The organism is Pseudomonas sp. B707, from assembly GCF_022496685.1.
In the GTDB taxonomy this organism is placed as follows: domain Bacteria; phylum Pseudomonadota; class Gammaproteobacteria; order Pseudomonadales; family Pseudomonadaceae; genus Aquipseudomonas; species Aquipseudomonas paraglycinae.
Map to the genome: position 1 here is coordinate 1 of NZ_WTVE01000025.1, position 26,367 is coordinate 26,367.

At 58.5% G+C, this 26,367-nt stretch carries 25 protein-coding genes; 16 read left to right on the top strand and 9 right to left on the bottom strand.

Annotation, left to right across the window (positions count from 1 at the left end; genetic code table 11):
- The 14 genes from GQX66_RS12550 to GQX66_RS12615 all read left to right on the top strand — a co-directional run.
- A partial coding sequence (locus tag GQX66_RS12550; RefSeq protein ID WP_240869494.1) for a type VI secretion system tip protein VgrG occupies positions 1 to 1,782 on the top strand: 1,782 nt, incomplete at its 5' end.
- Between the two features lie 51 nt (positions 1,783 to 1,833).
- Positions 1,834 to 4,635, top strand: a complete 2,802-nt coding sequence (locus GQX66_RS12555) for a hypothetical protein (RefSeq protein ID WP_064600453.1) — start codon at positions 1,834 to 1,836, stop codon at positions 4,633 to 4,635.
- The gene (locus tag GQX66_RS12560; RefSeq protein WP_172829512.1) at positions 4,632 to 5,564 is read left to right on the top strand and encodes a hypothetical protein; all 933 of its coding nucleotides are present in this window, start codon (positions 4,632 to 4,634) and stop codon (positions 5,562 to 5,564) included. The genes GQX66_RS12555 and GQX66_RS12560 overlap by 4 nt, the downstream gene beginning before the upstream one ends.
- Before the next feature lie 37 nt (positions 5,565 to 5,601).
- Positions 5,602 to 6,063: a hypothetical protein gene (locus GQX66_RS12565; protein ID WP_064600452.1), complete on the top strand. Its 462-nt coding sequence runs from the start codon at positions 5,602 to 5,604 to the stop codon at positions 6,061 to 6,063.
- A gap of 20 nt (positions 6,064 to 6,083) precedes the next feature.
- A complete protein-coding gene (locus GQX66_RS12570; protein ID WP_064600451.1) occupies positions 6,084 to 7,448 on the top strand; it encodes a lysozyme inhibitor LprI family protein in 1,365 nt (454 codons plus the stop codon).
- 138 nt (positions 7,449 to 7,586) lie between these two features.
- Complete coding sequence (locus GQX66_RS12575; RefSeq protein ID WP_240869498.1) at positions 7,587 to 8,981, top strand: TIGR01777 family oxidoreductase; 1,395 nt, start codon at positions 7,587 to 7,589, stop codon at positions 8,979 to 8,981.
- 9 nt (positions 8,982 to 8,990) lie between these two features.
- Positions 8,991 to 11,441 (top strand): alpha/beta fold hydrolase, encoded by a 2,451-nt coding sequence (locus GQX66_RS12580; RefSeq protein WP_240869502.1) that lies wholly within the window; start codon positions 8,991 to 8,993, stop codon positions 11,439 to 11,441.
- Entirely contained in the window at positions 11,438 to 11,947 is a 510-nt protein-coding gene (locus GQX66_RS12585) for a hypothetical protein (RefSeq protein ID WP_111539323.1), read from the top strand. The genes GQX66_RS12580 and GQX66_RS12585 overlap by 4 nt, the downstream gene beginning before the upstream one ends.
- Before the next feature lie 86 nt (positions 11,948 to 12,033).
- Positions 12,034 to 12,489: a hypothetical protein gene (locus tag GQX66_RS12590; RefSeq protein ID WP_039765437.1), complete on the top strand. Its 456-nt coding sequence runs from the start codon at positions 12,034 to 12,036 to the stop codon at positions 12,487 to 12,489.
- A 4-nt stretch (positions 12,490 to 12,493) separates the two neighbouring features.
- Complete coding sequence (locus GQX66_RS12595; RefSeq protein WP_134023031.1) at positions 12,494 to 13,039, top strand: hypothetical protein; 546 nt, start codon at positions 12,494 to 12,496, stop codon at positions 13,037 to 13,039.
- Positions 13,026 to 13,874: a tetratricopeptide repeat protein gene (locus GQX66_RS12600; RefSeq protein ID WP_134023029.1), complete on the top strand. Its 849-nt coding sequence runs from the start codon at positions 13,026 to 13,028 to the stop codon at positions 13,872 to 13,874. The genes GQX66_RS12595 and GQX66_RS12600 overlap by 14 nt, the downstream gene beginning before the upstream one ends.
- Before the next feature lie 2 nt (positions 13,875 to 13,876).
- Positions 13,877 to 14,686 (top strand): lysozyme inhibitor LprI family protein, encoded by an 810-nt coding sequence (locus GQX66_RS12605; protein ID WP_134023037.1) that lies wholly within the window; start codon positions 13,877 to 13,879, stop codon positions 14,684 to 14,686.
- A complete protein-coding gene (locus GQX66_RS12610; RefSeq protein WP_134023027.1) occupies positions 14,683 to 15,288 on the top strand; it encodes a lysozyme inhibitor LprI family protein in 606 nt (201 codons plus the stop codon). Before GQX66_RS12605 ends, GQX66_RS12610 begins: the two co-directional genes overlap by 4 nt.
- 4 nt (positions 15,289 to 15,292) lie before the next feature.
- Complete coding sequence (locus tag GQX66_RS12615) at positions 15,293 to 15,733, top strand: hypothetical protein (protein ID WP_240869507.1); 441 nt, start codon at positions 15,293 to 15,295, stop codon at positions 15,731 to 15,733.
- Positions 15,734 to 15,788: 55 nt separating this feature from the next.
- On the opposite strand, the gene GQX66_RS12620 is transcribed toward GQX66_RS12615, so the two are convergent.
- Positions 15,789 to 16,157, bottom strand: coding sequence for a DUF6124 family protein (locus GQX66_RS12620; RefSeq protein WP_240869515.1), 369 nt, complete (start codon positions 16,155 to 16,157; stop codon positions 15,789 to 15,791).
- A 587-nt stretch (positions 16,158 to 16,744) separates the two neighbouring features.
- On the opposite strand from GQX66_RS12620, the gene GQX66_RS12625 reads away from it, so the two are divergent.
- Positions 16,745 to 17,131: an SCP2 sterol-binding domain-containing protein gene (locus GQX66_RS12625; protein WP_007954413.1), complete on the top strand. Its 387-nt coding sequence runs from the start codon at positions 16,745 to 16,747 to the stop codon at positions 17,129 to 17,131.
- Positions 17,132 to 17,251: 120 nt separating this feature from the next.
- Here the strand turns inward: GQX66_RS12625 and GQX66_RS12630 are convergent, their stop codons facing one another.
- The 6 genes from GQX66_RS12630 to exbB all read right to left on the bottom strand — a co-directional run bounded on the left by GQX66_RS12630 (position 17,252) and on the right by exbB (position 24,050).
- Positions 17,252 to 18,652 (bottom strand): aminoacyl-tRNA deacylase and HDOD domain-containing protein, encoded by a 1,401-nt coding sequence (locus GQX66_RS12630; protein WP_039765182.1) that lies wholly within the window; start codon positions 18,650 to 18,652, stop codon positions 17,252 to 17,254.
- Positions 18,653 to 18,731: 79 nt separating this feature from the next.
- Positions 18,732 to 20,807 (bottom strand): ATP-dependent DNA helicase RecG, encoded by a 2,076-nt coding sequence (gene recG / locus GQX66_RS12635; RefSeq protein WP_240869533.1) that lies wholly within the window; start codon positions 20,805 to 20,807, stop codon positions 18,732 to 18,734.
- A gap of 9 nt (positions 20,808 to 20,816) precedes the next feature.
- Positions 20,817 to 21,746 carry a hydrogen peroxide-inducible genes activator gene (locus GQX66_RS12640; protein WP_007954418.1) on the bottom strand — a complete coding sequence of 310 codons (930 nt, stop codon included), beginning with the start codon at positions 21,744 to 21,746 and terminating at the stop codon, positions 20,817 to 20,819.
- 175 nt (positions 21,747 to 21,921) lie between these two features.
- Positions 21,922 to 22,668, bottom strand: a complete 747-nt coding sequence (locus tag GQX66_RS12645; RefSeq protein WP_129973039.1) for an energy transducer TonB — start codon at positions 22,666 to 22,668, stop codon at positions 21,922 to 21,924.
- A complete protein-coding gene (gene exbD / locus GQX66_RS12650; protein WP_039765185.1) occupies positions 22,665 to 23,093 on the bottom strand; it encodes a TonB system transport protein ExbD in 429 nt (142 codons plus the stop codon). The genes GQX66_RS12645 and exbD overlap by 4 nt, the downstream gene beginning before the upstream one ends.
- Before the next feature lie 6 nt (positions 23,094 to 23,099).
- Complete coding sequence (gene exbB / locus GQX66_RS12655; RefSeq protein WP_134023019.1) at positions 23,100 to 24,050, bottom strand: tonB-system energizer ExbB; 951 nt, start codon at positions 24,048 to 24,050, stop codon at positions 23,100 to 23,102.
- Positions 24,051 to 24,238: 188 nt separating this feature from the next.
- Between exbB and GQX66_RS12660 the strand changes: the two genes are divergently transcribed.
- Positions 24,239 to 25,096: an SDR family oxidoreductase gene (locus GQX66_RS12660; protein ID WP_240869536.1), complete on the top strand. Its 858-nt coding sequence runs from the start codon at positions 24,239 to 24,241 to the stop codon at positions 25,094 to 25,096.
- A gap of 64 nt (positions 25,097 to 25,160) precedes the next feature.
- On the opposite strand, the gene GQX66_RS12665 is transcribed toward GQX66_RS12660, so the two are convergent.
- Together GQX66_RS12665 and GQX66_RS12670 are read right to left on the bottom strand one after the other, a co-directional pair.
- Positions 25,161 to 25,901 carry a hypothetical protein gene (locus GQX66_RS12665; RefSeq protein ID WP_007954437.1) on the bottom strand — a complete coding sequence of 247 codons (741 nt, stop codon included), beginning with the start codon at positions 25,899 to 25,901 and terminating at the stop codon, positions 25,161 to 25,163.
- A gap of 72 nt (positions 25,902 to 25,973) precedes the next feature.
- Entirely contained in the window at positions 25,974 to 26,354 is a 381-nt protein-coding gene (locus GQX66_RS12670) for a RidA family protein (RefSeq protein WP_003229509.1), read from the bottom strand.
- Positions 26,355 to 26,367 lie beyond the last annotated feature (13 nt).

A 26,367-nucleotide genomic window follows, 5' to 3' on the forward strand; every position in this document is an offset into this window, starting at 1 on the left:
TCGCTGGTGCCGCAGCTGCAATACCTGCATCACCGCACCAACCAGCGCATCTACCAGCAGATGTCGGCGCCGAAAATCATCGCGCTGATCCTCGACGAGCACGGCATCAAGGGCAACGCCTACAGCTTCCAGCTCAGCCAGCCGTGCCCGGATCGCGACTACTGCGTGCAGTACGACGAAACCGACCTGCACTTCGTCCAGCGCCTGTGCGAAGAAGAAGGCATTCACTACCACTTCCAGCACAGCAAGAAAGGCCACCTGCTGGTGTTCGGCGATGACCAGACCGTATTCCCGAACCTCGGCCAACCGACCGCGTACGTGCAGGGCAGCGGCATGGTCGCCGAAGAGCCGGTGATCAAAGGCTTCAAGCTGCGCCTGGAAACCCGCACCAGCCGCACCACCCGCCGCGACTACGATTTCGAGAAACCGCGCCTGCAAATGGAGGCGGCGTACAAACCGGACGGCGCTCTCGATAGCAAAAACGCTGAACCGGATCTGGAAGACTACGACTACCCCGGCCGCTTCATCGACCGCGCGCGCGGCAAGTTCCTCAGCCAGCGCGCCCTCGAACGCCACCGTGCCGACTACCGCCAGGCCGAAGGTCGCGGCGACCAGACCAGACTCGTCAGCGGCCACTTCATGGAAATGTCGGACCACCCGCGCAGCGAGTGGAACGACCTGTGGCTGCTCACCGAAATCTTCCACGAAGGCAAACAGCCGCAAGTCCTCGAAGAGTCGGTGACCAGCGACACCACCGACAACAAGGACGACTTCCACCAGGGCTATCGCAACACCTTCCTCGCCACCCCGTGGGACGTGTTCTACCGCCCCGCGCTGGAGCACCCGAAACCCCGCGTGCTCGGCAGCCAGACCGCCATGGTCACCGGCCCCAAAGGCGAAGAAATCCACTGCGACCAATACGGCCGCATCAAGGTGCAATTCCACTGGGACCGCGAAGGCCTGGCCGACGACAAGACCAGCTGCTGGCTGCGCGTCTCCAGCTCCTGGGCCGGCGACCGCTATGGCGCCATCTCCATCCCGCGCATCGGCATGGAAGTCCTCGTCACCTTCCTCGAAGGCGACCCCGACCAGCCACTGGTCACCGGCTGCCTGTACCACAAGGAAAACCCGGTGCCGTACGCCCTCCCGGCGAACAAAACCCGCAGCGTCTTCAAAACCCTCAGCTCCCCGGGCGGCGGTGGCTACAACGAACTGCGCATCGAAGACAAAAAAGGCGCCGAACAAATATTCATCCACGCCCAGAGCGATTGGGATGAAAACGTTGAGCACGATCAGAAGATTCGGGTCGGGAATGAACGTCACGACACCGTGGTGAAGAACACCTACACCGAGCTGAAGGCTGAAGAACACCGCACCACGATTTCCGACCGCAAGATCGAAGCGCGTATGGATGACCACCTGACCATTGGTGAGAGCCAGCATGTGAAGCTCGGGACGGCGCAACTGACCAGCGTCGGCAAAGAGATTCACATCAAGGCGGGGGACAAGATTGTCATTGAGGCGGGAACTGAGCTGACGATTCTCGGCGGTGGCAGTTTCATCAAGCTCGATGGCGGTGGTGTGACGGTGGTTGGGCCGGTGGTGAAGATTAATGCTGGCGGGTCGGCTGGGAGTGGCACCGGGATCGGTATTAAACCGCCGGTGCTGCCGGGGGCGGCGGATAAGGATAAGGCGGGGAGTTTGATGGATCAGGCGTTGTTGAATGCGCCTGAAGAACAGGCCAAACGCAAGCCAAAACGCATGCTCAATTTTTCCGGTTAAGACATCGACGGCAATCCAAGCCACCAGGGATCAGAATTTAGGTAATTGGTAATGACAGAGACAACGAACAAAATTCAAAAATGGTCGTATCCCCTGAAAGTTGGAACAGCTGAAGCGACCGATCCGCAGCAGTTCTACAAAGCGTTAGCTAAAGCGAAGGATGGTTACTACCCATTGGGGGCCAATGGTCTTTGGCATGGTGGTGTTCATTTCGATGAAGCTTCGGGGTTGGTGAAGGATCTGACGGAGGTCAGGTGCATCGCTGATGGAGAAGTCGTCGCCTACCGTATTGACGAGAAATATCCGACTTCGGATTTTGGCTCGACGCACTCGGTTTATTCGACGGGGTTTGTGCTGGTTAAGCATCGACTTGAGTTACCGGCACCTCCGGCGCCTGCAGCCGGGGCGGCCCCGGCAAGCTCGCCAGTGGCAGGGCCAAGCCTGACGTTTTTCAGCCTCTATATGCACTTGCTGGATTGGGAGGGTTACAAAGCGAACCCTACGCTTAAAGACCGGCCGGGCTTTTGGGGAAAGGGGCTTTATGAAGTTAAGGCCAATGCTCCAGACAAGCCTTTGGGTATCCGGATGCGAAGTGGTAACGCCGGGCACTTTCCCGTCTTGGCAGTTTTGCCCCGGGGGACGACCGTGGTTACACAACCTGCCCCAGCGAATCAAATGTGGGTTGCGGTTATCAGCGTTAGTCCTGAAATCGCAGGCTTGCCTGCGGGCGGATGGGTATATAAGGGGCAATTGAAAGACTTGGGAGGTGGCAAGTATTTTGTGGGTAACGAAGCTCAAGATCCTGTCCCTGGAGGCGCTCAGCACGGAGCGAATATCCGCGGCGCCCATACCAGCGGCCTCCCGCTTAGCCACTTACCAGCAGGCGCACAAGTACGGCTTGGTGACGAAGCGACACCTAACAACTTTCGTAAACTCGCCGAAATCGTCAGTGGCCAGGCGACTCCGGCCTTAGCGCCCGGTGCGGATGGGAAGCTTCCTGGGTTTATTTGGTTGCAGTCACTTACGCCAAAGAGTGAGCCGCACAGCCCAATGGGAGATGTTGTTGTTCTCTCTCCGACATACAAGATCAAAGCTGGTGAGATTCTGGGGCATGTTGGCAAGTATCAGAACCATTCAGATGCAGCTCCGAAGAATCTCTTGCACCTAGAGGTTTTCAGCTGTGAGGATGTGAAGGCGTTCACTGAGCAGAGTAAAGCTAAAGCCGCAGGGGCCCCCGTCGCTGAGAAATCGATAGTCAAAATACCTGTAGGCACCAAGCTTATTACCCACGTGCAAGGTATGAACGCTACAAATCCTCCTAAAGCATCAGACGCTGGGAATGATGTGGGGTACGATTTTTATGTCCCTGTAGGATTGCTGGAGACGCTACCTGCGGACAAAAAAATAAAACAAACAGTCACAATGGGGCAGTCAACGACAACCACGTATTGGTGGCGTCTAGATGGTCTTTTGGGGGACAAGGACGGTAACGGGATTGATGGGTGGTTTGCGGAGCAAGACATAGTCATTTCGCGACATTCACCATTTGAGTGGAATGGCTTCGATTTTATCGAAGAGACCACCAGCAACGCTGATCACTTTGCAGCGTTTTTACATGCCCAAGAGAATCTCAGTGAGCAGGAGCGTGAAGGCTATTTGCCAAACGTGGAGGCGGCTATTGCGGGTTCCGTTAACGAGAAGCTGTATAAAATACTTGATCGGGACGGGGATAAAAAAATCGCCCCGACTGAGATTGCAGAAGCATTGAACAAACCTTGGTTCTCTCAGCCAATATCGCAAATGGTCACCCGTTATGAAAATGAGTGGGACTTTAAAAAAGATAAGTGGGATGCCCTAGACGAAATAATTGGGCATAGCGATTCTGAACCCCATGAAGAATGGGTAGAAGAAAAGGCGCGAATTGAGAAGCTAAGTTGGTGGAGCAAGCTGTTGGGTCAGCATGGAATTACCAGCAATGCGAGTGTGCAACATATTCATCCTATTGGGCTAATTTCGTCATTTGCACATGCAGGTGGTTGTAGCTGCTCGGATACCATTACTAAAGATCAAATGAAATTGATCGATCCTTCAGCGACTCAGGCTAATATTGATAAATATACAGATCTTTTAGGTGAGATGTTTGAGAGGTCTGGGGTAGCTAAGTGTATAAGTAAGGCGCATATCCTTGCGCAAATGCTGCACGAGAGCGGACATCTGCACTACACAGTAGAAGGTCTCGACCCAGATAAACCTTTGCCTACATATCACCCTTACATTGGTCGTGGTCTTATGCAAATTACCCATAGAGTCAATTATGAGGCCTATGGGCAGTTTGCCGGTGAGAGTTTTATAGGTGCGCCAAATTATAACAAACTCGGTCAGTTGCCGCATAGCGTACTGTCGGCGGGATGGTATTGGGTTGACTATAAAAAAATACTCACGCACTCGGATGCCGATGATTTTATATATTGCACGATTTTAGTGAATGGTGGTTTGAACCATTATGATGAAAGATTGTTGTTTTTGAACAATGCTTTGAAAGCCTTGGATATTAAAGGTTGTGCGAAGTTGAATAAATCTGGCGCCTATGATTTGCTCGATAGCAAGGCATATAATAAAGCTAAGTTTTCCTTTGCTTGGGGTCTGTGGAGCGATCCCGCGGGTGGAAAAGCTGGGAAGACACCGGATGCTGCGCAAGCAATAATCGGATATAAAAGGTTCTTGGATTTATATAACTCGGACTCGTCTGTTAGTGGTAATACCAATACCACTTACTATGCGTCAGGACGAATAGCATCGGTAGCTAAACAGTACGCGGAAGCGCGTATCGTCGCACTTGGGGGGACCTTATGATCAAAGTAGCTGTTTTTTTTATTCTCACGTTCATGGCAACAGCGGCAAGTGCGAGCTCTGGCTGCGAGGCTGACCTGAATGGAGATGGAATCTGCGATCCGTATAGTGTTAGCCCACTCGAGGATGACGGCACAATTTCGCGAATCACTATCGATATTGGCGGGAGTAATAAGTCTGTTTCGGGAAATTTTGAGCTTGGAGACGGTGGGTTGTCTGTAGGTTATTTACCAAGTGAATTCTCGTTGCTGCTGGATTTTTATACTCGTAATACAGATCTCACGCAGTTCAGTTTTAAATGGAGTTCTGCGCAGCAAGATTGGGTTCTCTATAAAAAATCTACTTGGGTGGAGCCTAGTAGAGATGAAAAATATACCTTGAGTGGTGAGAAGGCGCCAATTGAATTGCTATTTCCTCAGCAATTTAATGTTCAGCGTATAGCGTGTTGCACTTTGTTCTCTCAATTCTCAGAAAGTGCACCGAATTTTAGCTATTTGAGTGATGAGACTCAGCTTGCAGAAATCAGGAAAGACTTCAAATATATCCTTAGCAAGCTTCCTCAGGGTGAAAAAGGAGAATTATTTTATGGGCTCGATGATAGCGGGAATAAGGTAAGGCGGAACATTCCCCAAGAGCTGGTGTATGAGCTGACTTTGATTGTTGCTGATGATAATGTCGGACCTTTAAATGACTATGCTTATTATTTGTATCGCAGCAAAAACAATGTTTTAGCTGCTTTGCTTTTGAGGGAGATTCATAAAAAATTCCCGGAGAGAGTCGTTGCAACACTAAATTTGGCAGATGCCTATTGGGATATAGGAATGAGGTCCGACGCATGTCCGCTTTATAAGGAATACATCGCGCAAATGACAAAAAACGGAAAAGGTGGACGTATTCCACAGGCGGCGAAATCTCGGGAAAACTGCAATTGAGACGAGCCGCGTTTTTCAGTGAAAGTTAGGCAAGTACATGCAATTCAAAAATCTAGCGGTACCACTGCTCGGCTTGATGTGGACCCTCCAGGCGTTTGCCGAGACGTCGACGTTCAGCCCAACCCAAGGCGTCGAGGCGGCGCTGGTTCTCGAAGGCTCCACGCTGAACATCGCGGTTAAAGGCGAAACGCATAACGAGTCGCGGACAATCGATTTTCAAGCCGAAAACGAACTCCATGTGCAGGTCGATGATTTCAATTTTGACGGCGCCAAGGATTTCGCGGTCCGGCAGCTCGATGACGGCATGGGCACTTACGACTACTACCGGGTATTCATTTACCAAGCCAGAACGGGCACCTTCAAAGAGTTACAGCCGGACTGTGGCGATGGCTTCGTTAATTTGCGTGTCGATAAAAAACGTAAAGCTTTGCTCAGCACCTATTGGGAAATGAACATAGCCAAGCAATGCGTCACCCGGTTCGCCAAACGCAAAGCCTGAATGACTCAAGGAAGAACATAGTGAAACGTTTTGTTTTTACCCTGCTGGCCGTGCTGCTGCCTGTTTCAGCAGTGTATGCGCAGGATGGCTGCAGCAATGTCACCTCTAGCCTGGAAATGGTGCCGTGCTCGGAGGCGGCGAAGAAGGCTGCCGATACGCAGCTGAACGTCAGCTACAAGCAATTGATGGCGCGGCTTGAGTCTGACTATCGAGCAGATCCGGCATTGGGCGCGGAGTACGCGGCGAAGGTTAAAGAGTCGCAACGTGCATGGCTGAAGTTGCGCGATGCGAATTGTCCGTTGGAGGCATTCGAGATCGAGACGGGGATGCCAGCGCATGTGTTCGCGGTCAACTCGTGCATCGCCAGAATGAGTCGCGAACGCTCGGCGTATCTGGACAAGATCGTCCCTGCTCTTGCATCCGACAAGAGTACTTCGACAGCGCCGGCCAACGGCGCTTGTCCTTCGGAGGAGTTCCCTGCTTTCCTGACAGCCTTTTCCGCCAGCAGTGAATTACAGCGCCGTCTCACTGCGATGACGGTCAAGTCGCTTGTTTTGAAGCCGGTAGCAGGCAAGGACCGTAGTACCTTTGAGCCTTCGACCTCGGGCGTCAGCGGAGCTTCCTTCACCTACCCGCTGATGGCCGCCATCACACCCGGCAAGACACCTGGAGTCGAGATTGAAGAGGTCGATGACAGTCACGTCAACGTGGTCGATAAGCGGGCGGGCAACAGCAATGTGAAAATCTTCAACTTCTCTCGTCAGGCATGTTGGGTGCTTGAGGGGATTGAGGATTGGTCAGTGAGTGAGAAGGATCTTGTCGCAACTCGTAACCCCGGAATGAGCCGCGCTGAGAATTTCTGCGAACAGCGTGCTGAAGCTTTAGGAGGGTTAGGTTTTCTTGAGCAATACCCTCTGACTGGGGAGTTGATTGAAGCGTCTCTGGAAAACTATGTCTGTGCAGCAGAGTCGGGTGACCCACAGGCGAGTCTCTCAGCGGCAAGCTTGAGCCTTTCGCAGATGGCGTCTCAGTTGGAAACGAGCAAGGTTGAGGCGTTGTTCAAAGCGGCCTCGAAAATACCGAGTGGTGCGTTGGGCTATGCCACGTTTCTTTGTTCAGGAAACTCCACCGACTATAACGGTCCTTGTCTTCATCCCAAGCAGGCAGAAGAGCAGGTCATTCGAGCAATCAACATGGGCTCCATAGAGGGAATGAGTTATCTGGCTTCTACCTTTGAGGGTGGCGAGTTGGGAACAAAGGATATGTCCCGAGCATTAGCCTGTTATCAAATGGCGGCTGACAAAGGTCATCGGTTGAGCATCGACAACGTGGCGCGATTGAAGTCGCAAGGTCCAGAGCCGATCAAGGCGAGCCACTGCATTTGAATTTCGGGTTCATGCTTGATGCGCTTCCGCACTTGTTGGGCGTGAGCCTGTCACGGTAAACGTTTAACGCTTGTGCATCTGACAACCCCCATTTTCCTTTAAACTCCCCGCCCTCAAGGAACGCGCTCAGGACACGGAATGCCAGCCCCCTCTTTCTCTCTTCGCTCCGCGATGGTGCTTTGGCTGTATGCCGCCGCGATCGTGCATGTGCTCGCCGGTCTCACGCTGACCTGGGCCGGTCATTCCGGATTACTCGACGGCTATTTGAACACCCTCGAACTCGCATTCTGGGGCGCCGATGCGGTCCCTGCCGCCGGTCACGAGCAGCAGGTATGGTGGCTCGCGCTGTTCGGCGCGACGCTGCAAAGTTATTCGCTGTACATGCTTGCGTTGGTGCACCTCGGCAACCGTTTTAAAGCTCCCGCAATTTGGGGCTGGTTGATGGCTGGTGTTCTGTTATGGGCGCCGCAGGACATGTGGCTTTCAGCTCAACAACAGGTCTGGTCGCATCTGTGGCTCGACGGTTTTGCGCTGCTGGTGCTGTTGCCGCCGCTGATCTGGTTGCTGCGCCATGATCGTCGGTCATCCCCGCCAGAAAGGGCCGTGAGCAAATCCAACCCGTTTGCCGGCGGCGCCTACAAGCGGGTACTGATCACCGGTGGCACCGGGTTTATCGGTGAAGCCGTAGTCAATCAATTACTCGATGCCGGCCACACCGTCAGCGTGTTGGCGCGTGATCCGCTGAAAGCGGCGAACCTGTTCGACGGTCGCGTCCGCTGTGTACGGTCGTTGAGCGAACTCGGCCGTGACGAACCCTTCGACGTAGTGATCAACCTCGCCGGCGCACCGGTCGCCGGTCCACGCTGGAGCCCCAAACGGCAGGCGCAACTGCTCGCCAGTCGGGTCGATACCACCGAAGCCTTGATGACCTGGCTGAAGTGCACGAGCCATAAACCGGCGCTGTGGATTCAGGCCTCGGCCATCGGTTTCTACGGCGTGCGCGATGCCAGCGAAAGCCTCGATGAACAAGCCAGAAAGGGCGACGGTTTCATGGCCGAACTCTGTGCGCGTTGGGAGGCTTCGGCGCAACCCGCGACGCAGTTTGGCGTGCGTCAGGTGGTGCTGCGTCTCGGCGTGGTGTTCGGGCCGGGCGGTGCGTTGTTGCCATTGCTGATCCCGTTCCGCCTGGGTTTCGGCGGTCGCATGGGCGATGGTCAGCAGATCATGAGCTGGGTGCACCGCGACGATGTGATTCAGGTGATCGCTCGATCCTTCCACGATGAAAATTTGCGCGGCACCTACAACATGGTCGCGCCCGAAACCGTCAGTCAGGCAGCCTTTGCCGAGAACGTCGGCAAAGTCCTCAAGCGTCCGGTGTGGTTCCACATTCCAGCCGCGCCCGTGCGTGCGTTGGCTGGGGAAATGGCTCAGCTGTTTTTCGACGGTCAGCGCGTGGTGCCGCAGCGTTTGAGCGAGGCGGGTTACACGTTTCGCTATCCGACCCTCGACGCCGCGCTGCGCGATCTGGCCTGAGAATCGCCCATGAACAAGCCTCTGATGTACCTGCTGGCCGGCAACGGCAGCGCCGCCGATTGGTGGGATGATGCGCTGCCGCATTTTCAGCGTTACGACGTGGTGCCGCTGGAGCTGCCGGGCTTCGGCGCCAACCCGCAGCCGCCTTGCGAGGATCTGGCGGCTTACGCCCAAACCTTGTTGGCGATGACGCAAAAAGGCAGCGCGATCATGGCCGTCGGGGTCAACGCATTGCTGGTGCTGCATGCGCTGCAACGTCGGCCCGGGCACTTTTCTCGCAGTGTGTTGCTGGCGCCGGTGGGCGCCTTTTTGTGGCAGCGCCGATTGCCGGCGCTGATGTCACCGCTGCCGATCCGCAAGTCCATTCACTGGCTGCTGTCGAACAGACCCACGCTGTTCGCGCGCAAGTTCTCCAACCAGACCTGGACGCCCGCGCAGTATCAGCGCATGGGCGCCGGTTATGCGCGCTGCCGTGCGTTTGTGCCGCACTGGGATCTGATCCGTGCCGACACCGCGCTGCCCTTGCTGGAGTGGATCACCGACCCGGTCGAACTGGTCTGGGGCGATCAGGACAAGGTGCTCGGCATCGAGCAAGCGGCAGCATGGTCGGCGATTCTTGCGCGCGCAGACCTGACTATCAGCCTCAAACCCGGTTGGGGTCATTACCCGTGGATCGACGCGCCCGCGCAGTTTGCGCAGTGGCTGGAGTCGGGCGAACGCGGCTTCGTCGCGCACACCAAGGGCGGGCGTTTGCGTCTGGCGGAACTGGCCCGGCAACCGGTGCCGGCGGCGCTGACCCTCAACGATTGCAACGATCCGCGACTACCGACCTTTCTCGCCAGCCAACCACAGGCGGTCTGGGCGGTGCGTTCCTCCAGTTATGGCGAAGATCAGGCCGACTCGGCGAATGCCGGTTTGAGCACGACCTACCTGCGCGAGCCGGCCGCCAACGTGCCGGCGCGCATTGCCGAGCTGACTGCCGAAAGTGTCGAGGAAGTGGTGGTGCAGCGCTTCATCACGCCGCAGGTGTCCGGCATCGCGTTTGTGCGTCATCTGTCGGTGGAACTCGAGTGGGTTGAAGGTCATCTTGAGTCCCTTGCCGACGGTCAGATCAGCCCGGAACGGGCGACGCTTTCGCGGCTCGGCGATGCCTGGCGCAGCGGCACGTTCACAGCCGCCCACGGTTTGACCGAAGATGTGCTGTGGCGCTTTCTCCAAGATGTCTTGCGGGTATTTCACTATGTGCCGGGCGATGTCGAATGGGCCTGGGACGGTACGCAACTGTGGCTGCTGCAATACCGGCCGATCAGCGACTACGGCTGGCGCCGTCACCTGACGGCCGCCAACATCGCCGAGATCCTGCCGCCGCAACCCAGCGTGCTGGTGGAGTACGCCCAGCGCCGGGCCGCCGCGAGCATTCCGGCGATCATGGCCCGTTGGGATACGCGGGTGTTGCAGGACAACGAGCCGTTCACGGCTGTATTTGGCGGCGCGTCCTACATCAACAACGACCTGTTTCTCGCACGGTTGGCCGACTGGGGCATCAGCGCCAGCAACTATGCCGGTGAAGTCGGCGGCGCGACCCCGCATCTGCCGTGGCGACCGCTGCGGATGTTGTGGTCGCTGCCATTGTTTCTGCGCATGCAGCGAATCGCTCGCGGGCATTTGCTGAGCCTTGAACACGGCTTGCGGCGCTTCGACCAAGAACTGACCGACCTCGTCGCCCAGGGTGCTGACGGTCAGCAACTGGCCGACTGGTTCACCCGGTTCTATGTGTTCGTGGTGCAGGGCAATCTGTGCATCGCCACGGCGCTGGCCAGCAGTGGCGGACACTGGCTGGGCCGACCGCCCACCGCTTACGACAACCTGGAAAACAGCCCCCATCGACTGCCGTGGGAGACCGATCCGGCCACACCTCGACCCGCGTCGAGCGCGCTGCCACTACAGGCCTTCCCGCAATGGTCAGGGCTGATCCGCCTCGCCCATTCAACCGGCCTGCCAGGCCTGCGTGGTTACTACCTGCAAGTGCGCGAGTGGTATCGCGACAACCTGATGCGCATCTTCTTCCGCCTGCATCACGCCATGCCGCTGGCGGATCGCGAACACTGGTTTGCGCCGCACCCGGACATCCGCACGCGCGACGGCAGCTTTTGGCAGGACGGCCGCGAAGGTGCCGAACAAGCCACCGGATTCATGATTTACCCGGGGCAGGTGCGGGGCATCCTTGGCGAAGACATCTTGCTGGAAGACACCCTCGATCCGGGGCGCCACGCGCACTATCAGTCAGCGCGGGCGGTGATTGCGCGGATGGGTGGACGGTTGTCGCATGGTTCGACGTTGTTGCGGGAATTGCGCAAACCGTCGGCGGTGATGCCGCAGGTGGATCTGGCCTGGGTGGGGTGCGAAGTGTTGTATCGGGATGGGGAATTGGAATTGATGAATTCGAAGGATGTGAAGTGAAACGACTGCTGGTGTTATGCATGAGCTGGTTGCCAATGGCCGTTCTGGCGGCAGGTGTCTGCAATCAGGAAACTGACTCCAAATATTTCTTATCGCAATGGCCGGAGAGCGGCGCAGATCCGGAAGACATACTTTCCAGTCTCGATGGAAAAGAATTCTCTATCGAGCCAGGCCACGTGGTCTTCCGTGGCGACCTAAATGGCGATGGTATTGAAGACTTCATCTTCAATTCCCGCGTAGGCATTGGCTCATCGATGGACAGCACATTCGCCTTCCTGATCCAGTGCCGTGGTTACTTGAAGTATTCGGGTGGCGATTACTTCGCCGGAGTCAAAGTTCTGGACGGTCCGCCCAAAGGTGGCGGTGAATTCAAGGACATCGAGATCTACTCCTACATCAGGGACAAGCGAGGGCGGATTCGCTACAAGGGCGAAGAGGGCATGACCCGACCACATCTGTGGCAATTCAACCCGCAGACACAGCGTTATGAAGGTCAGTCTGAGTAAGCCAACGGTTTTCACTGCAGTTATGGAGTTAGTACTTGAAAGGATTTTCGATTGTTCTCGGCAGCTTGCTATCAGCTGCCACTTCCATGGCATTCGCCGCCGATCCCGACTTTAAGGATTACGCCGTCACCCCCGTTTTCAGCGGCCCCAACCATGAGCCGGTGCAGCAAGAACAAAGCAACGCGGTCATGGACAGCACCCGTGCGAAGGCCCTGCAAGGCAAGGTCAACTTCGCCGGCCATTACATCCTGTACAGGTTCGGCTGTGGCGGCGGCGCCATTTGTGGCGAAGTGCTGGACGCCCACAACGGTGATGTCGTTGGCGGTCTTCCGAATGCCTACGACGGCAGCACTTTCGACACGACGTACCTGCCCGATAGTCGCTTGATCATCATTTCCGGCGTCACGCTCGATGGCGAAGAAGACGCCCAGGGAAATCCTCTGGAAAACCGTAACCGGGATCGGTACTACGAATTCGTGAACAACGAGTTCCGGCTGCTTGGCATGACCGACGTGGAATCGCCGTCGATTGATGAGGAATGAGTGGATGAACCGACTACTCGCGGGCAGCCTTTCGCTGCTGCTCTCGCTTCCAGCATTCGCCGTTCCCAAGGATGCCTACACCCAGCGCGATGTCATGCAATGTGGCGGCGTTGAAGTGGTGATGGTGTCGTCCTGCCGATCCGTGACGGTGGATGCCGCAGAAACCCACCTCATCCCGGTTTGCTCCGACCAGGCGATCAACATTGGCGGCAAAGTGTTGCGCCGCAACATCGACAAGGTTTCACAGCTCACGTCTGACGGTAAGAAAGCGAAGATGCTGAGTAACGTTGTCGTGGCGATGGATTGTGTGAAAGGCACCAAGGGCAGTCTTGTTTCGATAGGTGGTTATGGCGGTTGCGGCGCCTGCCCTGAATGGCGCGGGTATTACTCGACGGCGGGGCGATTGGAGCAATACAGCTTCGATAATACCCAGCGCTCATTTGGTTCGAAGGGCTCCTGGGAAGAGCTGATCAAGGCTTATGGCGTGACGAAGAGGCAGCTGCAGTCGGAAAGTCCGTCAGTGAAAAGGATCGACTATGGACAGCCTTAAGTGGGTATCGATGATCGGCTGTCTGTTCGGAGCTATGAGCGCGTTTGCCGAAGACCCGCCAATAGTTGGTGTCAACGGGAACACGGTGTCATTTCGGGCTACAGAATGGGCGATGCCCGGTGTGGATTCGGCGACTGCATGGTTCACCGCCAATGGCAAAACCTTCCCGCTCTTTGGCGCCGATATTGGCGCCGATGGGCACTCCAATATGCTCAGTCCTGACAAGAAAACCTTGCTGCTCGACCCGGTGATCTTCGGCATGTTGTCGGACGAAAACGGTGAAGAGAAGCTAGTGTCGCAACAGCATTGCACGGTGATCTCCATGGAGACCGGTTGTGTGCTGGCTGATCGTTCGGCCACTTTTTGTGTCGGCCAGTGGAAGGGCAATCAGTGGGTTACCGGCGACGGCGATGTGCTCACTCCCGCCCTGGAGACGAGGTCTCCAAAGGACTTGCTGAAACATGTCTCAAGTAACGAACCGGCGCAGTCCCGCGCAGAGTCCATCGAATGGGGTCTGGTCTTTTTAAGTCCGGAGTCTTACATGGCGTGTCATCCCCCGGCGCAAAATGTTCAGGCCTATAACGACCTAGGCTTTTACCTGGCCGAGGGCGGCAAAGATGAGCTTGCACTGAAGTTTTATCGCGGCGTTGAGGCCGTCGGTAAACGCACCGTGCTGATGTTGAACATCGCCGATTCACTCTGGCGCCTTGATCGCAAAGACGAAGCGCAGCGCTATTACAGCCAGTACCGCGACGCAATGAGTGCCGACGGTAAGGCGCAGAAAATACCTCAACGTGCAGTTGAGCGATCCGTTATTCAGGGAATGAAAAAATGAACATGTTTGTGCGCGTTATAGCGTTGTCCTTCGGATGCCTGTTTGCCTCCTTTGCGATGGCCGAGGAGAACTGCAAAGAGATCACCGTGAGCTCGCAGGTTGATCGCTGCGTGGAGGCGGCCCGCAAGGAAGCCGATGCACAGCTCAATATCAGCTACAAGAAGTTATTGGCGCGCTTCGAGTCTCAGCAACAGAGCGATCCGGAGCAGGGCAAGACGCTGGTTGCCATGACCAGAGAATCCCAGCGCGCCTGGATCAAGCTGCGCGACACCACGTGCCCGCTCGAAGCCACGGAAATTGAGCCGGGGATGGCAGCGCATGTCACGACCATCAACAACTGCATTGCCAGAATGAGCCTGGAGCGTGCGGCTTATCTGGACACAATCGTCGCTGACGAGCCGGGGAATGTGGTTGATCTCAACAAGGTGTTCCTGTCCGGCTCCCAGCGCTTCGGCGATGTCGTGGCGCGTTATGTCAGCACCTTTGGCAGTCCTTGTTTGACAGTTCAGATTCTGGCGCCTAACGGCGGTTGGAGAGTGCTTTCTTCAAAGCGTTTTTGCAGTTTTGATGGCAAGTCGTTTTGGTCGGGTTATGCCGACGCGGGATTTGAGGGGCACGTATTTGCGGACGACGGTTTGCACGTGACACTTAGCCTGACAGAGCTTCGTCCTATCGGCGAAAAGCGCCTCACCTGTGTAATTCCAATTCAGAACGAGCAAATCAAAGAGCTGAAGTGCGGCGCCTCCGAGCTCGGTGCCTCGAAGGTATCTGGACGGGTAGCTGAGCGCAGCACCGGAGTATCCGGATCATGATCAAACTCAAGGCGTTTTTTGGGCTGGTCGCGGGTGTTTCTTTGGCTGCTTTGCTGGTTCCTGCGCATGCCCAGGAAACCTGCAATCCCGACAGCTTTTCCAATCCCGATATGATCATTTGCGGTCAACAGACTTTCGAAAAAGTCGATGCAGTGCTGAATGAGCAATACAAGAAAGCGCTGGTCAGTTTGGCGCCGGCTGACAAGAAGCAACTGACCGATGTGCAAAAGAAGTGGGTGCGCTTTAAAGAGGCGTATTGCGAGGATATCTATCAGTCGGCCTTGCCCGGTGCAGAGGCGCCTATCGAAAGGCTTGGGTGCCTGGTGCAAACAACCAATGCCCGGTTGGGGGAATTGGTTGCTCTGCAGACTGGGATGATGATTGATGGCTTCTACAAATCGGCATCTGTAATGGCCGGGGCCGGTGAGAACCGGGAGAGGGAAATGGTGGCTTCAATCGAGCGACTGGGAGGGGCTGAGCTCGATGATCCGCTATTTAAGCAATACGCTAGTGGGCACTGCGAAATGAGCGAACGTGTGCTCCGGGAAGATTCAGTCTATTGCACGGCGCGAATGCGCTTTCAGCTGCCTCTGAACCGTTGAAGGGATGACCGGTTTGAAATCAATGCGCGCATTGTTCGTTACGCTGTCGTTCCTCTTTCCTGTGACGGCTCACAGCGAGGTCAAAACGGAGGTCTATTGCTTCCGCTCACAAGAGGGCAAGAGCATCAATTTTGAATTGCGGACCTATTACGACTCGACCGTCAAATGGCAAGGTGCGAGCGTCAAGTACAGCAAGTCGAAAGAGGCAATTGCGCTCGTTTATGGCGGCGCGGAAGAAGAGTTTCCAAACCCTAACCGCCCTCCCGAAATCACGACGAAGTGGGTGGAGGTGTCCGGAGGCATGGTGACTGGTGATTATGTAATGGCGAGCCAGGATCCCTTCATTTACGGAATCGTTTACACAAACCGCAAGTCCGGAAAGAAATATATATTCGAGCACGATAGCAATATGAGTGCTTTGCCTGAAACCGGCTGCCAGTGGTGACTCAGGTATTTGAGAAAGGGGACTCAACGTCCCCTTTTTTCCGCCCGCGATTCAGCTACGGCTTGGCCTGATACTCCCGAAACTCAATGTGATCGAGCGTGCCTTCCACCATCAACCGCACGCCGTCCGCCATTCTGCTCAGGCCCAGTGCCATCGAGCGGCGGGGGCCGTCGAGGTCGTCGGCCAGGTTGGCGGCGATGGCGCTGATGGACAGGAGGTCTTCGGAGGCGTTGGCCATGAGGGCTTCGGCGTCGGTGTCGGGGCAGAGGGCGAACAGGCCGCCCAGGCGTTTGGGGCGTGAGGCTCTGGGTTTGAAGTGGTGGTCGAGGGCGCGTTCGGCGGCTTCGTGGAGTTTCTTTGAATCGAGGGATTCGTAGGGGGAGGTTTCGGGTGTTTCTGGGGGATTGGGTGTTGGTTTGATCATGGATGTCATCCCTGGAGTTAAGACGCTGACACCGTTTCGCTTTGCACTTCGAAATAGGTGGCAGCTGTGCGTTGGTGTGCAAGACCGGTCCAGGTGCCCGGCAGACCCGAAGGTCTCCGACGCACAGCCGCCATAACGATCCGCGAGCATAGGAAAAGGCTCGGCGAAATGCCATTGCGATTGTGCACCTGAACCGGACTTGCACGTCCGAGTCACCGATTTTGCGGTGACACACAGAGGCTATCGACGATGATCCAGCCTGCCTAGTTCATGGACAGCACCGCAGTTTGAAGGACATTTCCCAAGGATTTGCGAGGTAGAAGATCAAAAGATCGCTGCCTCCGTCAGCTCCTACAGGAATGTGTTTCTTCAGGTGTAGGAAGGGGGGATGGTGTGACGCGGAGCGTCACGGGATGCATTCCCACGCGGAGCGTGGGAACGATCAAGGCTAGGGATGGAAATCGTGACTTGGTAGTCATCTGGCAGGAAAAGCGCTGCATCGTCTTCTATCAGTCTTGGATAGTGGCGATTCCGTCCGAATCCCTTACACTCCCCCAGCCGTTCATTTTCCTTTTGAGGCTGTGCGCATGAAATTTCGTTTTCTTCTGTGGATGCTGGGTCTGTTGATGGGTAAGGCCAGTCGGACAAATCCTGCGTTCCAGCAGCAGTTGGGTGACAAGGATCTGGTGTTTCAGCTACAGACTCTGGACGGGAAAGTGGCGCGGCATTTCGTGGTGAAGGATCAGCGCATTACCAGCAAGTCCGGGGTGGTGGCGGAGCCGGCGTTTGCGATTGCCTTTAAAGACGCGGCGTTCGGGTTTGCCACGATGCAGGCGAAGAACAAGCAGCTGGCGTTCATGCAGGGGATTCAGGACAAGTCGATCCAGCTCAAGGGCAATCCGGCGCTGGTGATGTGGTTTCAGGGGTTGATGAAGTATTTGAAGCCGCGGAAGGCGAAGGCCAAGGCTGCTTGAGTATTGCGTGAGGCTGTGACGCGGAGCGTCATGGGCTGCATTCCCACGCAGAGCGTGGGAACGATCAAATACAAAGGCCCCACACTCGGTTGAGTGTGGGGCCTTTTTTATGAGCGCAAATCAGGCCTGGCTGAACTGCGAAGCCAGTTCGCGCAGCAGGACTTCGGCTTCCAGGACTTTGCTGACAACGTCATTGGCCTTGTCGCGAGTCAAACCAACACGCTCCAGCAGCGCATCCGGAATGTCTTCATCCGGCCCGGAGCCGATCCCGCGACTGCGCAGCAGGCGCACGGCCAGGCAGACGAGGTTCGGGTATTCGGCGTAGGCGCCGTCGTAGTTCGGGTCGTGCTGGAAGCGCAGGGCGGTGGCCAGTTCGTCCGGCATGTCCCAGTAGCGCATCAGCCAGGAGCCGATCTGTTCGCGGCTGATGCCCAGCAGGTGTTGCTCGACATAGCTGTGGCACAGGTGCGGGTTGACCTCCAGGTGGCGGCAGATCAGCGAGAAGTGCGGCGGGAACACGTGGGCCAGCAGCAGGTAGCCGAAGTTGTGCAGGAGGCCGGCGAGGTAGGTCAGGCCGGATTCCGGACGCTGGGCGCGCGGCATGGCGCGGGTCAGGCCCTCGATGACGGCAGCGGTGTAGATCGACTGCTGCCAGTACGGCGTGGTGTGTTGCGGGTGATCCTTGGGCAGGCTCAGGGTCTTGCCAAGGGCCAGGCCCAGCGCCAGGTTGATCACCAGATCGAAGCCCAGCACGCGGACGATCGCGTCTTCCACCGAACGGATCTTGCCCGGCGAGGCGTAGTACGGCGACGCCGCCCAGCTCACCACTTGCGCAGCCAGCGCCGGGTCGGTTTCGACCACGCCGGTGATGTCGTCGATGGTGGCGTTCGGGTCGACGCGCAGCTTGATGATTTTTTGTGCGGTTTCGGCCAGCGGCGGAATTTCGATGGTAGCTTCCAGACGCTGCTGGATGCGCCGCGCGGTGAACGCCTGCACGGCCTGGGTGATTTCCTCGCGGTCATCGTCCGGGCGGTCGAGGTTCGGGCGGATGCTGCTCAGGGCTTCGCCGAAGTTGGCGGCGCTGGCCTTGGTCAGCATGGTCTTGAAGTCTTCGCTGGCGATTTCCAGCAGCAGGCCCGGCTCGCCGGAGTTGATCAGCAACTTCGGCTCGCGCAGCAGGCCTTCTTCGTAGAGGCACGGCGAGCTGGTCAGCGCCGGCAGGCCCGGCAGCAGGCTCAGGCTGTGTTTGCCGAGCATCTTTTCCAGGCGCTCGGTGGACACGGCGGTCAGGCGACGGCCCGTCAGCTCGGCGAGGCGGTTGAGATCCAGCAACTGGCTCTGTGGAAACAGCACCATCAGCGCACCGACCGCGTCGTCCAGCAACACGGCCTGCACTTTGCGCGAGGCATTGAGGCCGTGGTGGTCGAGCACTTCTTCGTAGGCGACGCCCAGCTTGTTGAGCAGCAGCCGAATAACAGACGGAGCGTGCGGTGATTCGGGGGCGAGAGCAGCTTCGGTCATGGTCTGTATCCGTTTTTGAAACAATTGCAGGAGTATAACCAGCTTGGTTGGAACGAGCTGTCAGAAACTGCGACGGTGCTCACACTTGGCCGTATTGCTGCCCGTGTCGCAGCCAGCGGTCGAGCAACGGGCTGACGTGGGTAGGCCAGCGTTCGAGCAAGGCCTGGGCGGCATCGCGCACGGCGGGCAGCAGATCGGCGTCGCGCATCAGGTCGGCGACCTTGAATTGCAGCAGACCGGTCTGGCGGGTGCCGAGCATTTCGCCGGGGCCGCGCAGTTCAAGGTCTTTTTCGGCGATGACGAAACCGTCGTTGGTCTCGCGCATGATGCCCAGGCGCTGGCGGCCGATCTGCGACAGCGGCGGATGGTAGAGCAGCACGCAATGGCTGACGGCGCTGCCCCGGCCGACGCGACCGCGCAACTGGTGCAGTTGCGCAAGGCCCAGGCGCTCGGGGTTTTCGATGATCATCAGGCTGGCGTTGGGTACGTCCACGCCGACTTCGATCACGGTGGTGGCGACCAGCAGTTGCAGGTTGCCGGCCTTGAATTCGGCCATGACGGCGGCTTTCTCGGCGGGTTTCATGCGGCCGTGGATCAGCCCGACCTTCAGCTCGCCGAGGGCGGCGGTCAGGTCTTCAAACGTGGTTTCGGCGGCCTGGCAGGTCAGCTCTTCGGACTCTTCGATCAGCGTGCACACCCAATAGGCCTGACGGCCCTCGGCGCAGGCGCTGCGCACCCGCTCGATGACTTCGACGCGGCGGGTGTCGGTGACCAGCACGGTGTTGACCGGAGTTCGGCCGGGCGGCAGTTCGTCGAGGATCGAGGTGTCGAGGTCGGCGTAGGCGCTCATCGCCAGCGTCCGCGGAATCGGCGTGGCGGTCATGATCAATTGATGCGGACACATGCGCCCGCCAACGCCTTTCTGCCGCAGCGCCAGACGTTGCTGCACGCCGAAGCGGTGTTGTTCGTCGATGATCACCAGCGCCAGATTCTTGAACTGCACTTCGTCCTGGAACAGCGCGTGGGTGCCGACCACCATCGGCGTGCCGCTGGCGATCTGCTCCAGCGCGGCGACGCGGTTCTTGCCCTTAAGCTTGCCGGCCAGCCACGCCACGTCGATGCCAAGCGGTTCGAGCCAGCGTTTGAAGGTGATGAAGTGCTGCTCGGCGAGGATCTCGGTCGGCGCCATCAGGGCGACCTGATAACCCGCTTCCAGCGCTTGCAGCGCAGCGAGGGCGGCGACCACGGTTTTGCCCGCACCGACGTCGCCCTGAATCAGTCGCAGCATCGGTTCGTGCTGACTGAGGTCGTAGGCGATTTCGTTGCCGACCCGCTGTTGCGCGCCGGTCGGGTTGAAGCCGAGGTTGGCCAGGTATTTCGCCGGCAGCTTGGTGGCTTTCGGCATCGCCGGTGCACGCAGGGAACGCATGCTTTCTCGCAGGCGTTGCTGCGATAGCTGGTGAGTCAGCAGTTCCTCGAAAGCGAGGCGATGCTGGGCCCAGTGATGACCGAGGGCGAGTTCGTCGACGTCGGCATCGGCGGGCGGGTTGTGCAGGTAGCGGATCGCGTCGGCCAGTGGCGCCAGTTGATAGTCGCGGGCCAGTTTGGTCGGCAGCCAGTCGGGCAGGGTGGCCGGTTTGAGCAGGGTCAGGGTCTGCATGCACAACTGACGCAGACGCGCCTGGGTCAGGCCTTCGGTCAGCGGGTAGACCGGGGTCAGGGTTTCATCCACCGGCGGCGGTTCGTCGCCATTGATGGCGCGGTATTCCGGGTGGTAGATCTCCAGCCCCGAGGCACCGGGCCGGGCTTCGCCGTAGCAGCGAATCCGCGTGCCGCGCTTTAGGCCTTCTTTCTGCGCGTTGCTGAAGTGATAGAAGCGCAGGCTCAGTCCGCCGGTGCCGTCCTGCAAGCGCACGACGAGGCTGCGGCGTCGGCCCATGACCACGTCGGCGCCGCTGACGGTGCCTTCGACCACGGCGTCCTGCCCCGGCCGCAACGCGCCGATCGGCACCACGCGGGTGCGATCCTGATAACGCAGTGGCAGGTGGAACAGTACGTCCTGGAGGTTTTCCAGACCGACCTTGGCCAGTTTCTCGGCCATGGCTTCACCGACACCCTTGAGTGCGGTGACCGACACCTGCGACAGCTCCGTCATGACGCTGGCTTAACCGGCCGTGACCGGCGCGGCAGGTTTGGCGACCGAGCACAGGCGAATGGAGTCGGCGAGGATCTCGATGGCTTTCGGCCGTGGGAAACTGGCGCGCCAGGCGATGGCCACGGTGCGGAACGGCACTGGTGCCGACAGCGGGCGCACTTCGATCACGCCCGGGGCGTAGTGATGGCTGTCCACCGCCGACAGCGGCAGGATCGAGATGCCCAGACCGGACGCGACCATGTGGCGAATGGTTTCCAGCGAGCTGGATTCGACCGTGGTGTGCTTGGCGCCGTCGTTGCCCTTGGTCAGGGTCGGGCAGGCTTCCAGCACTTGATCGCGGAAGCAATGGCCCTCGCCGAGCAGCAGCAGGCTCTTGTCATTGAGCAGCGCGGCGTCGATGGATTCTTTCTGGGTCCACGGGTGCTGGGCAGGCATCAGGACGTAGAACGGCTCGTCGTAGAGTTGCAGGGTCAGCACGTCGGCTTCGTTGAACGGCAGGGCGATGATGATCGCGTCCAGTTCGCCGTTGCGCAATTTGTCGCGCAGCACGTGGGTGAAGTTTTCTTCGATGTACAACGGCATCTGCGGGGCGACCCGGTGCAGTTGCGGAATCAGGTGCGGGAACAGGTACGGGCCGACGGTGTAGATCGCGCCGACTTTCAGCGGGGCGGTCAGCTGGTTCTTGCCGGCCTGGGCCAGTTCGCGAATGCCCTGGGCCTGCTCCAGCACTTTCTGCGCCTGGGCGACGATGCCTTCGCCGACCGGGGTCAGGCGCACGGCGCTTTTGCTGCGCTCGAAAATCAGCACACCGAGTTCGTCTTCAAGCTTTTTCACGCCCACCGACAGGGTCGGCTGGCTGACGTGGCAACGCTCGGCCGCGTGGCCGAAATGCTGCTCTTGGGCGAGGGTAACGATGTAGCGTAATTCTGTGAGGGTCATAGCAAGCGTCCATGAAGATGCGGGCCAAGCATACCGGCTGCAATCGATAGACGCACGTTATCAGACTGAGTGATGAATGCGACACCGGGCAATGCCGGTTTGCCGTGGATGGATAAGCAAAAGGCACCTTTCGGTGCCTTTTGGGCTGGATCAGGCCGGGATCCGCGAGTGCGGATCAGCGGCGGCGTTCCAGCGAGTACACAAACGGCGCAACGATTTCGATCGCGCCATTGGTCAGCATGTCGGCCGGCGGCTTGGGCAGCGGTTGGGCGCGGCGGATCATTTCCAGGGTGGCCCGGTCCAGATCGGCGTTGCCGGAGCGGCCCACCAGTTCGAACGACAGCACGTTGCCTTCGCCATCGACCACGAAACGCAACCGGTTCAAGCCTTCCTTGCCCCGTGCCTGAGCGCTGGCCGGGTACTTCTTGTATTTGGCCAGATGCGCGAGCAGGGTGCCTTGCCAGCTGGCCTTGGCGGCCAATTGTGCAGGCGACGGGCCCGGTGCAGGCTGGACTGATTTCTCCGTCGGGGCCTGAGTCGGCTGGGTATCGGCCGGCTTCTCTTCGGACGGTTTCTCCTTCGGCGGATCGGGCAGTTTCTTCTCGATCGGCTTCGGCGGTTTGGGTTTCGGCTTGGGTTTCGGTTTCTGCACCGCGATCTCGGCTTTCGGCGCTTCGGCCAGTTTCGGGATCGGCAGTTCTTCAACCGGAGCCGGTGGCTGCGGTGGCGTGACGACTTTCGGCGGTGCGGGCGGTGGTGGGGCCGGAACCGGTGCCAGCTCGACCATCATTGCCTGCGGCGGCAATTCGATGGGCGGGCGGGCGGTCCAGTTCAGCGCCAGCGCGATGGCCAGCGCGTGAACACCCAGCACCACGGCCAGGCTACCGCTGTAACGCGTCAGCTTATGGCGCGTCGTGATCATTTCTTGACTGCGCTCTCGAGTCCGACCAGACCGACCTTCAGGTAACCGGCGGCGCGCAGGTTATCCATCACGCTCATCAGGTCGCCGTAATCCACGCCTTTGTCGGCCTGGAAGAAGATCGTCGTGTCTTTCTTGCCCTGGGTCTTGGCGTCGAGGACGGCGCCGAGGGTTTCGGCTTTCACTTCGTCATCGCCAATGAACAGGCGCTGGTCAGCCTTCACGCTGAGGAACACCGGTTTCTCCGGCCGCGGCGCCGGTTTGGCGGTCGAGGCAGGCAGGTCAACCTTGATGTCCACGGTGGCCAGCGGCGCGGCCACCATGAAGATGATCAACAGCACCAGCATCACGTCGATGAACGGCGTGACGTTGATTTCGTGGTTCTCGGCCAGATCGTCGTCTGCGCCTTCTTTCAAATGCAGGCCCATGGCCGATTACCCCACTTTCACCATGTGCGGTTGCGAGCTGTTGCGCTCAGGCTGGTGGTCGAGGTCGCGGCTGACCAGCAGCAGCACCTGAGCTGACGCATCGGACACCTGAGCCTTGTAACCGGCGATGGAGCGGGCGAAGACGTTGTAGATGACCACGGCAGGAATCGCGGCTACCAGACCCAGTGCGGTAGCCAGCAGCGCTTCAGCGATACCCGGTGCTACGACGGCAAGGTTGGTGGTCTGGGTTTTGGCGATGCCGATGAAGCTGTTCATGATGCCCCACACGGTACCGAACAGACCGACGAACGGTGCGGTGGAACCGATGGTGGCGAGGACGCCGGTGCCGCTGCTCATGTTGCGGCCACAGGCGGCAACCAGGCGCTCGAGGCGGAAGCTGACGCGTTCCTTGATGCCTTCTTTCTCGCGGGCGTTGGTCGACAGGCGCATTTCTTCCAGCGCGTCGTGTACCAGCAGGTTGGCGAGGGTGCCTTCCTTCGCGGCGGTGGCGCTGGCCTCTTTGAGCGTGGCGGCTTTTTTCAGGGCGGCAATCTCGCCGCGCAGACGACGCTTGGCGCCCATCAGCTCGAAGCCCTTGGCGATCCAGATGGTCCAGGTGATGATCGAGGCGATGGCCAGGCCGATCATCACGGCTTTAACGATCACGTCGGCGTTCTGGTACATGCCCCATGGCGACAGGTCGTGGGCCATGCCCAGAGTGTTGTCGGCTTCGAGGACTTCCGGCGCGTCGGCGGCGCTGGCCTCTACGGCCTGCACCGGGTCGGTCGCGGGTGCGGCGGCCGGAGCGCTTTGCTCGGTGGCGGCTGGCGCGGCCGGGGCCTGGGCGTCAGCGAATGCGGCGACTGGTGCGAGCATCAGGCTGAGCATCAGGGCAGCCACGGCGCTCCAGGCGCGAGGTCGGTTGGTTGGCGAAGCGGAGTTTTGAATGCGTGTCATGCTGGCCGGACCTGAGATAGAAAAACGGTAATGCTCTTCCAGGCCTCGTGAGGCCGAGAACAAAAGTGGCGTTCATTATTGCAAGTAATTCTTGTTAACAGAAGTAATAGAGTTGCTTTTTTTCCTTCATTGCTAGCCGCTCGTCCCTTGTCGAGGCTAGTCTGTCGCTTTCCGATGGGAGATTTTTGATGTCCGCGCCTTCTGTTTTGATCGCCGGTTGCGGTGATGTCGGCAGCCGTCTGGCCACGCAATTGCTGGCTGTCGGCTTCCAGGTCTATGGCCTGCGCCGTGATATTTCACGTTTGCCGGACGGCGTTATCGGTGTGGCCGGTGACTTGTTCAATGAGGATTGCCCCGAGACGTGGCCGGTGGGCGCTATCGATTACCTGGTGTATAGCGCGGCGGCCACCGATCACGATGAGGCCGGTTATCGCGCGGCGTATGTGCAGGGTTTGCAGCATGTGCTGGGTTGGCTGAACGATTACGGTCAGGAGCCGGAGCGGCTGCTGTTCGTTTCCAGCAGCAGTGTTTACGGGCAGCAGAACGGCGAATGGGTCGATGAAAAATCCGAAACCGTCGCCGCCGGTTATTCCGGTCGGGTGATGCTGGAGGCCGAGCAGGTTGCGCTCAACAGCGGCATTCCCGCGAGCATCGTGCGCCTGACCGGCATTTACGGCCCCGGCCGTGAGTGGCTGCTGACTCAGGTACGTCGTGGTTATCGGGTGGCGATCGATCCGCCGCTGTATGGCAATCGCATCCATGCCGATGACGCGGCGGGGTTGATGGCGTTTCTACTGGAAGCGGCTCGCAAGGGCGGGGCGCTGGATGACATCTATATCGGCGTGGACGATGCGCCAGCGCCGCTGGCCGAAGTGGTGGCGTGGCTGCGTGATTATCTGGGTGTCACCGAATGGTCGGAAGACGAGAGCGTGCGTCGCACCGGCAGCAAGCGTTGCAGCAATGCCCGGGCGAAGGCGCTGGGTTGGGTGCCGAAGTATCCGAGTTATCGCGAGGGGTATGCCGCGATTCTTGAGGGGCGCTGCTGATCTTCAGGCGTAAAAAAGGCGGGAGCAAATGTTTGCTCCCGCCTTTTTTTGTCTCAAGCGCCGATCACTGCTTCTCGAGCAACCACTTGCGTTCACCCGGGGTGAACTGCGGTTGTTCGTCCGCCAGCGCGGTGTTCACGGCCTGCAGGATTTCCAGCTCTTTGCCCTTGCGCACAAAGATCCAGTTATTGCCCTGACCGTTCTGCTGCAACCACATGCTGTCGTTGCCGCTGCTCATCGACGCGCAATCGCCGGCGAGGCACAACGCATAGCGGTCGGCACCCGGCAGGCCGGAGACTTGTCCGTCAGCCTGGAATTGCACGGTGGCGCCTTCGCCCTGGCCGCTGGTGATCGTCCAGTTGCCGCCCAGATAAGCGGAATACAGCGCGCGTTCGAAGCTGGCGCCGATCGGTGCGCCTTCCGGCACCGGAATCTGTGCGCGGTCGAAGACCTGTTCCGGTTCGTTTTCATTGGCGGCTTGTTGCAGTTGACCACCATCACGTTTCAGCTCGCTGGCGGAGCTGCCATAGAAATCGACTTTCCAGGCACCGGACTGTTCGCCGAGCAGGCGACCTTCGACGTTTTCGAAACCGTTGGTGTAGCGGGCCTGACCGGCCTTGGTGTTGACGTCCCACTCCAGGTTCGGGCCGTAAGCCTGAAGCGCTTCGCGCAGGGGGCCGCCCTTGGCAGCGGCATCGATGGCGACCTGATTGATCCAGGTGCCGCTGATGTCACGGTCGGCAGGGTTGCTGGCGCAACCGCCGAGGAAAATGGCGAGCAGCGAGAGAGCAAGCGCTTTGCGCATGGTGGAATCCTTTCAAAACCTTTTCTTTACCGCAGAGCAGTCGGCGCGGTGTATTAGACCGCGCCGTGCGCATTACTCGATGACCAGAATGGCATCCATTTCAACCTGCGAACCCTTTGGCAGGGCTGCCACGCCGATGGCGGCGCGCGCCGGGTACGGCTGGTCGAAGTACTTGCCCATGATCTCGTTGACCTTGGCGAAGTGGCTCAGGTCGGTGAGGAAGATGTTCAGCTTGACGATGTCCTTGAACGAACCGCCGGCGGCTTCGGCCACGGCTTTCAGGTTCTCGAACACCTGGACGGTCTGGGCTTCGAAGCCTTCGACCAGTTCCATGGTTTTTGGATCGAGGGGAATCTGACCCGACATGTAAACGGTGTTACCGGCCTTGATCGCCTGGGAGTAAGTACCGATGGCGGCCGGGGCCTTGTCGCTGGTGATAACGGTCTTGGTCATGTATGACTCCTTG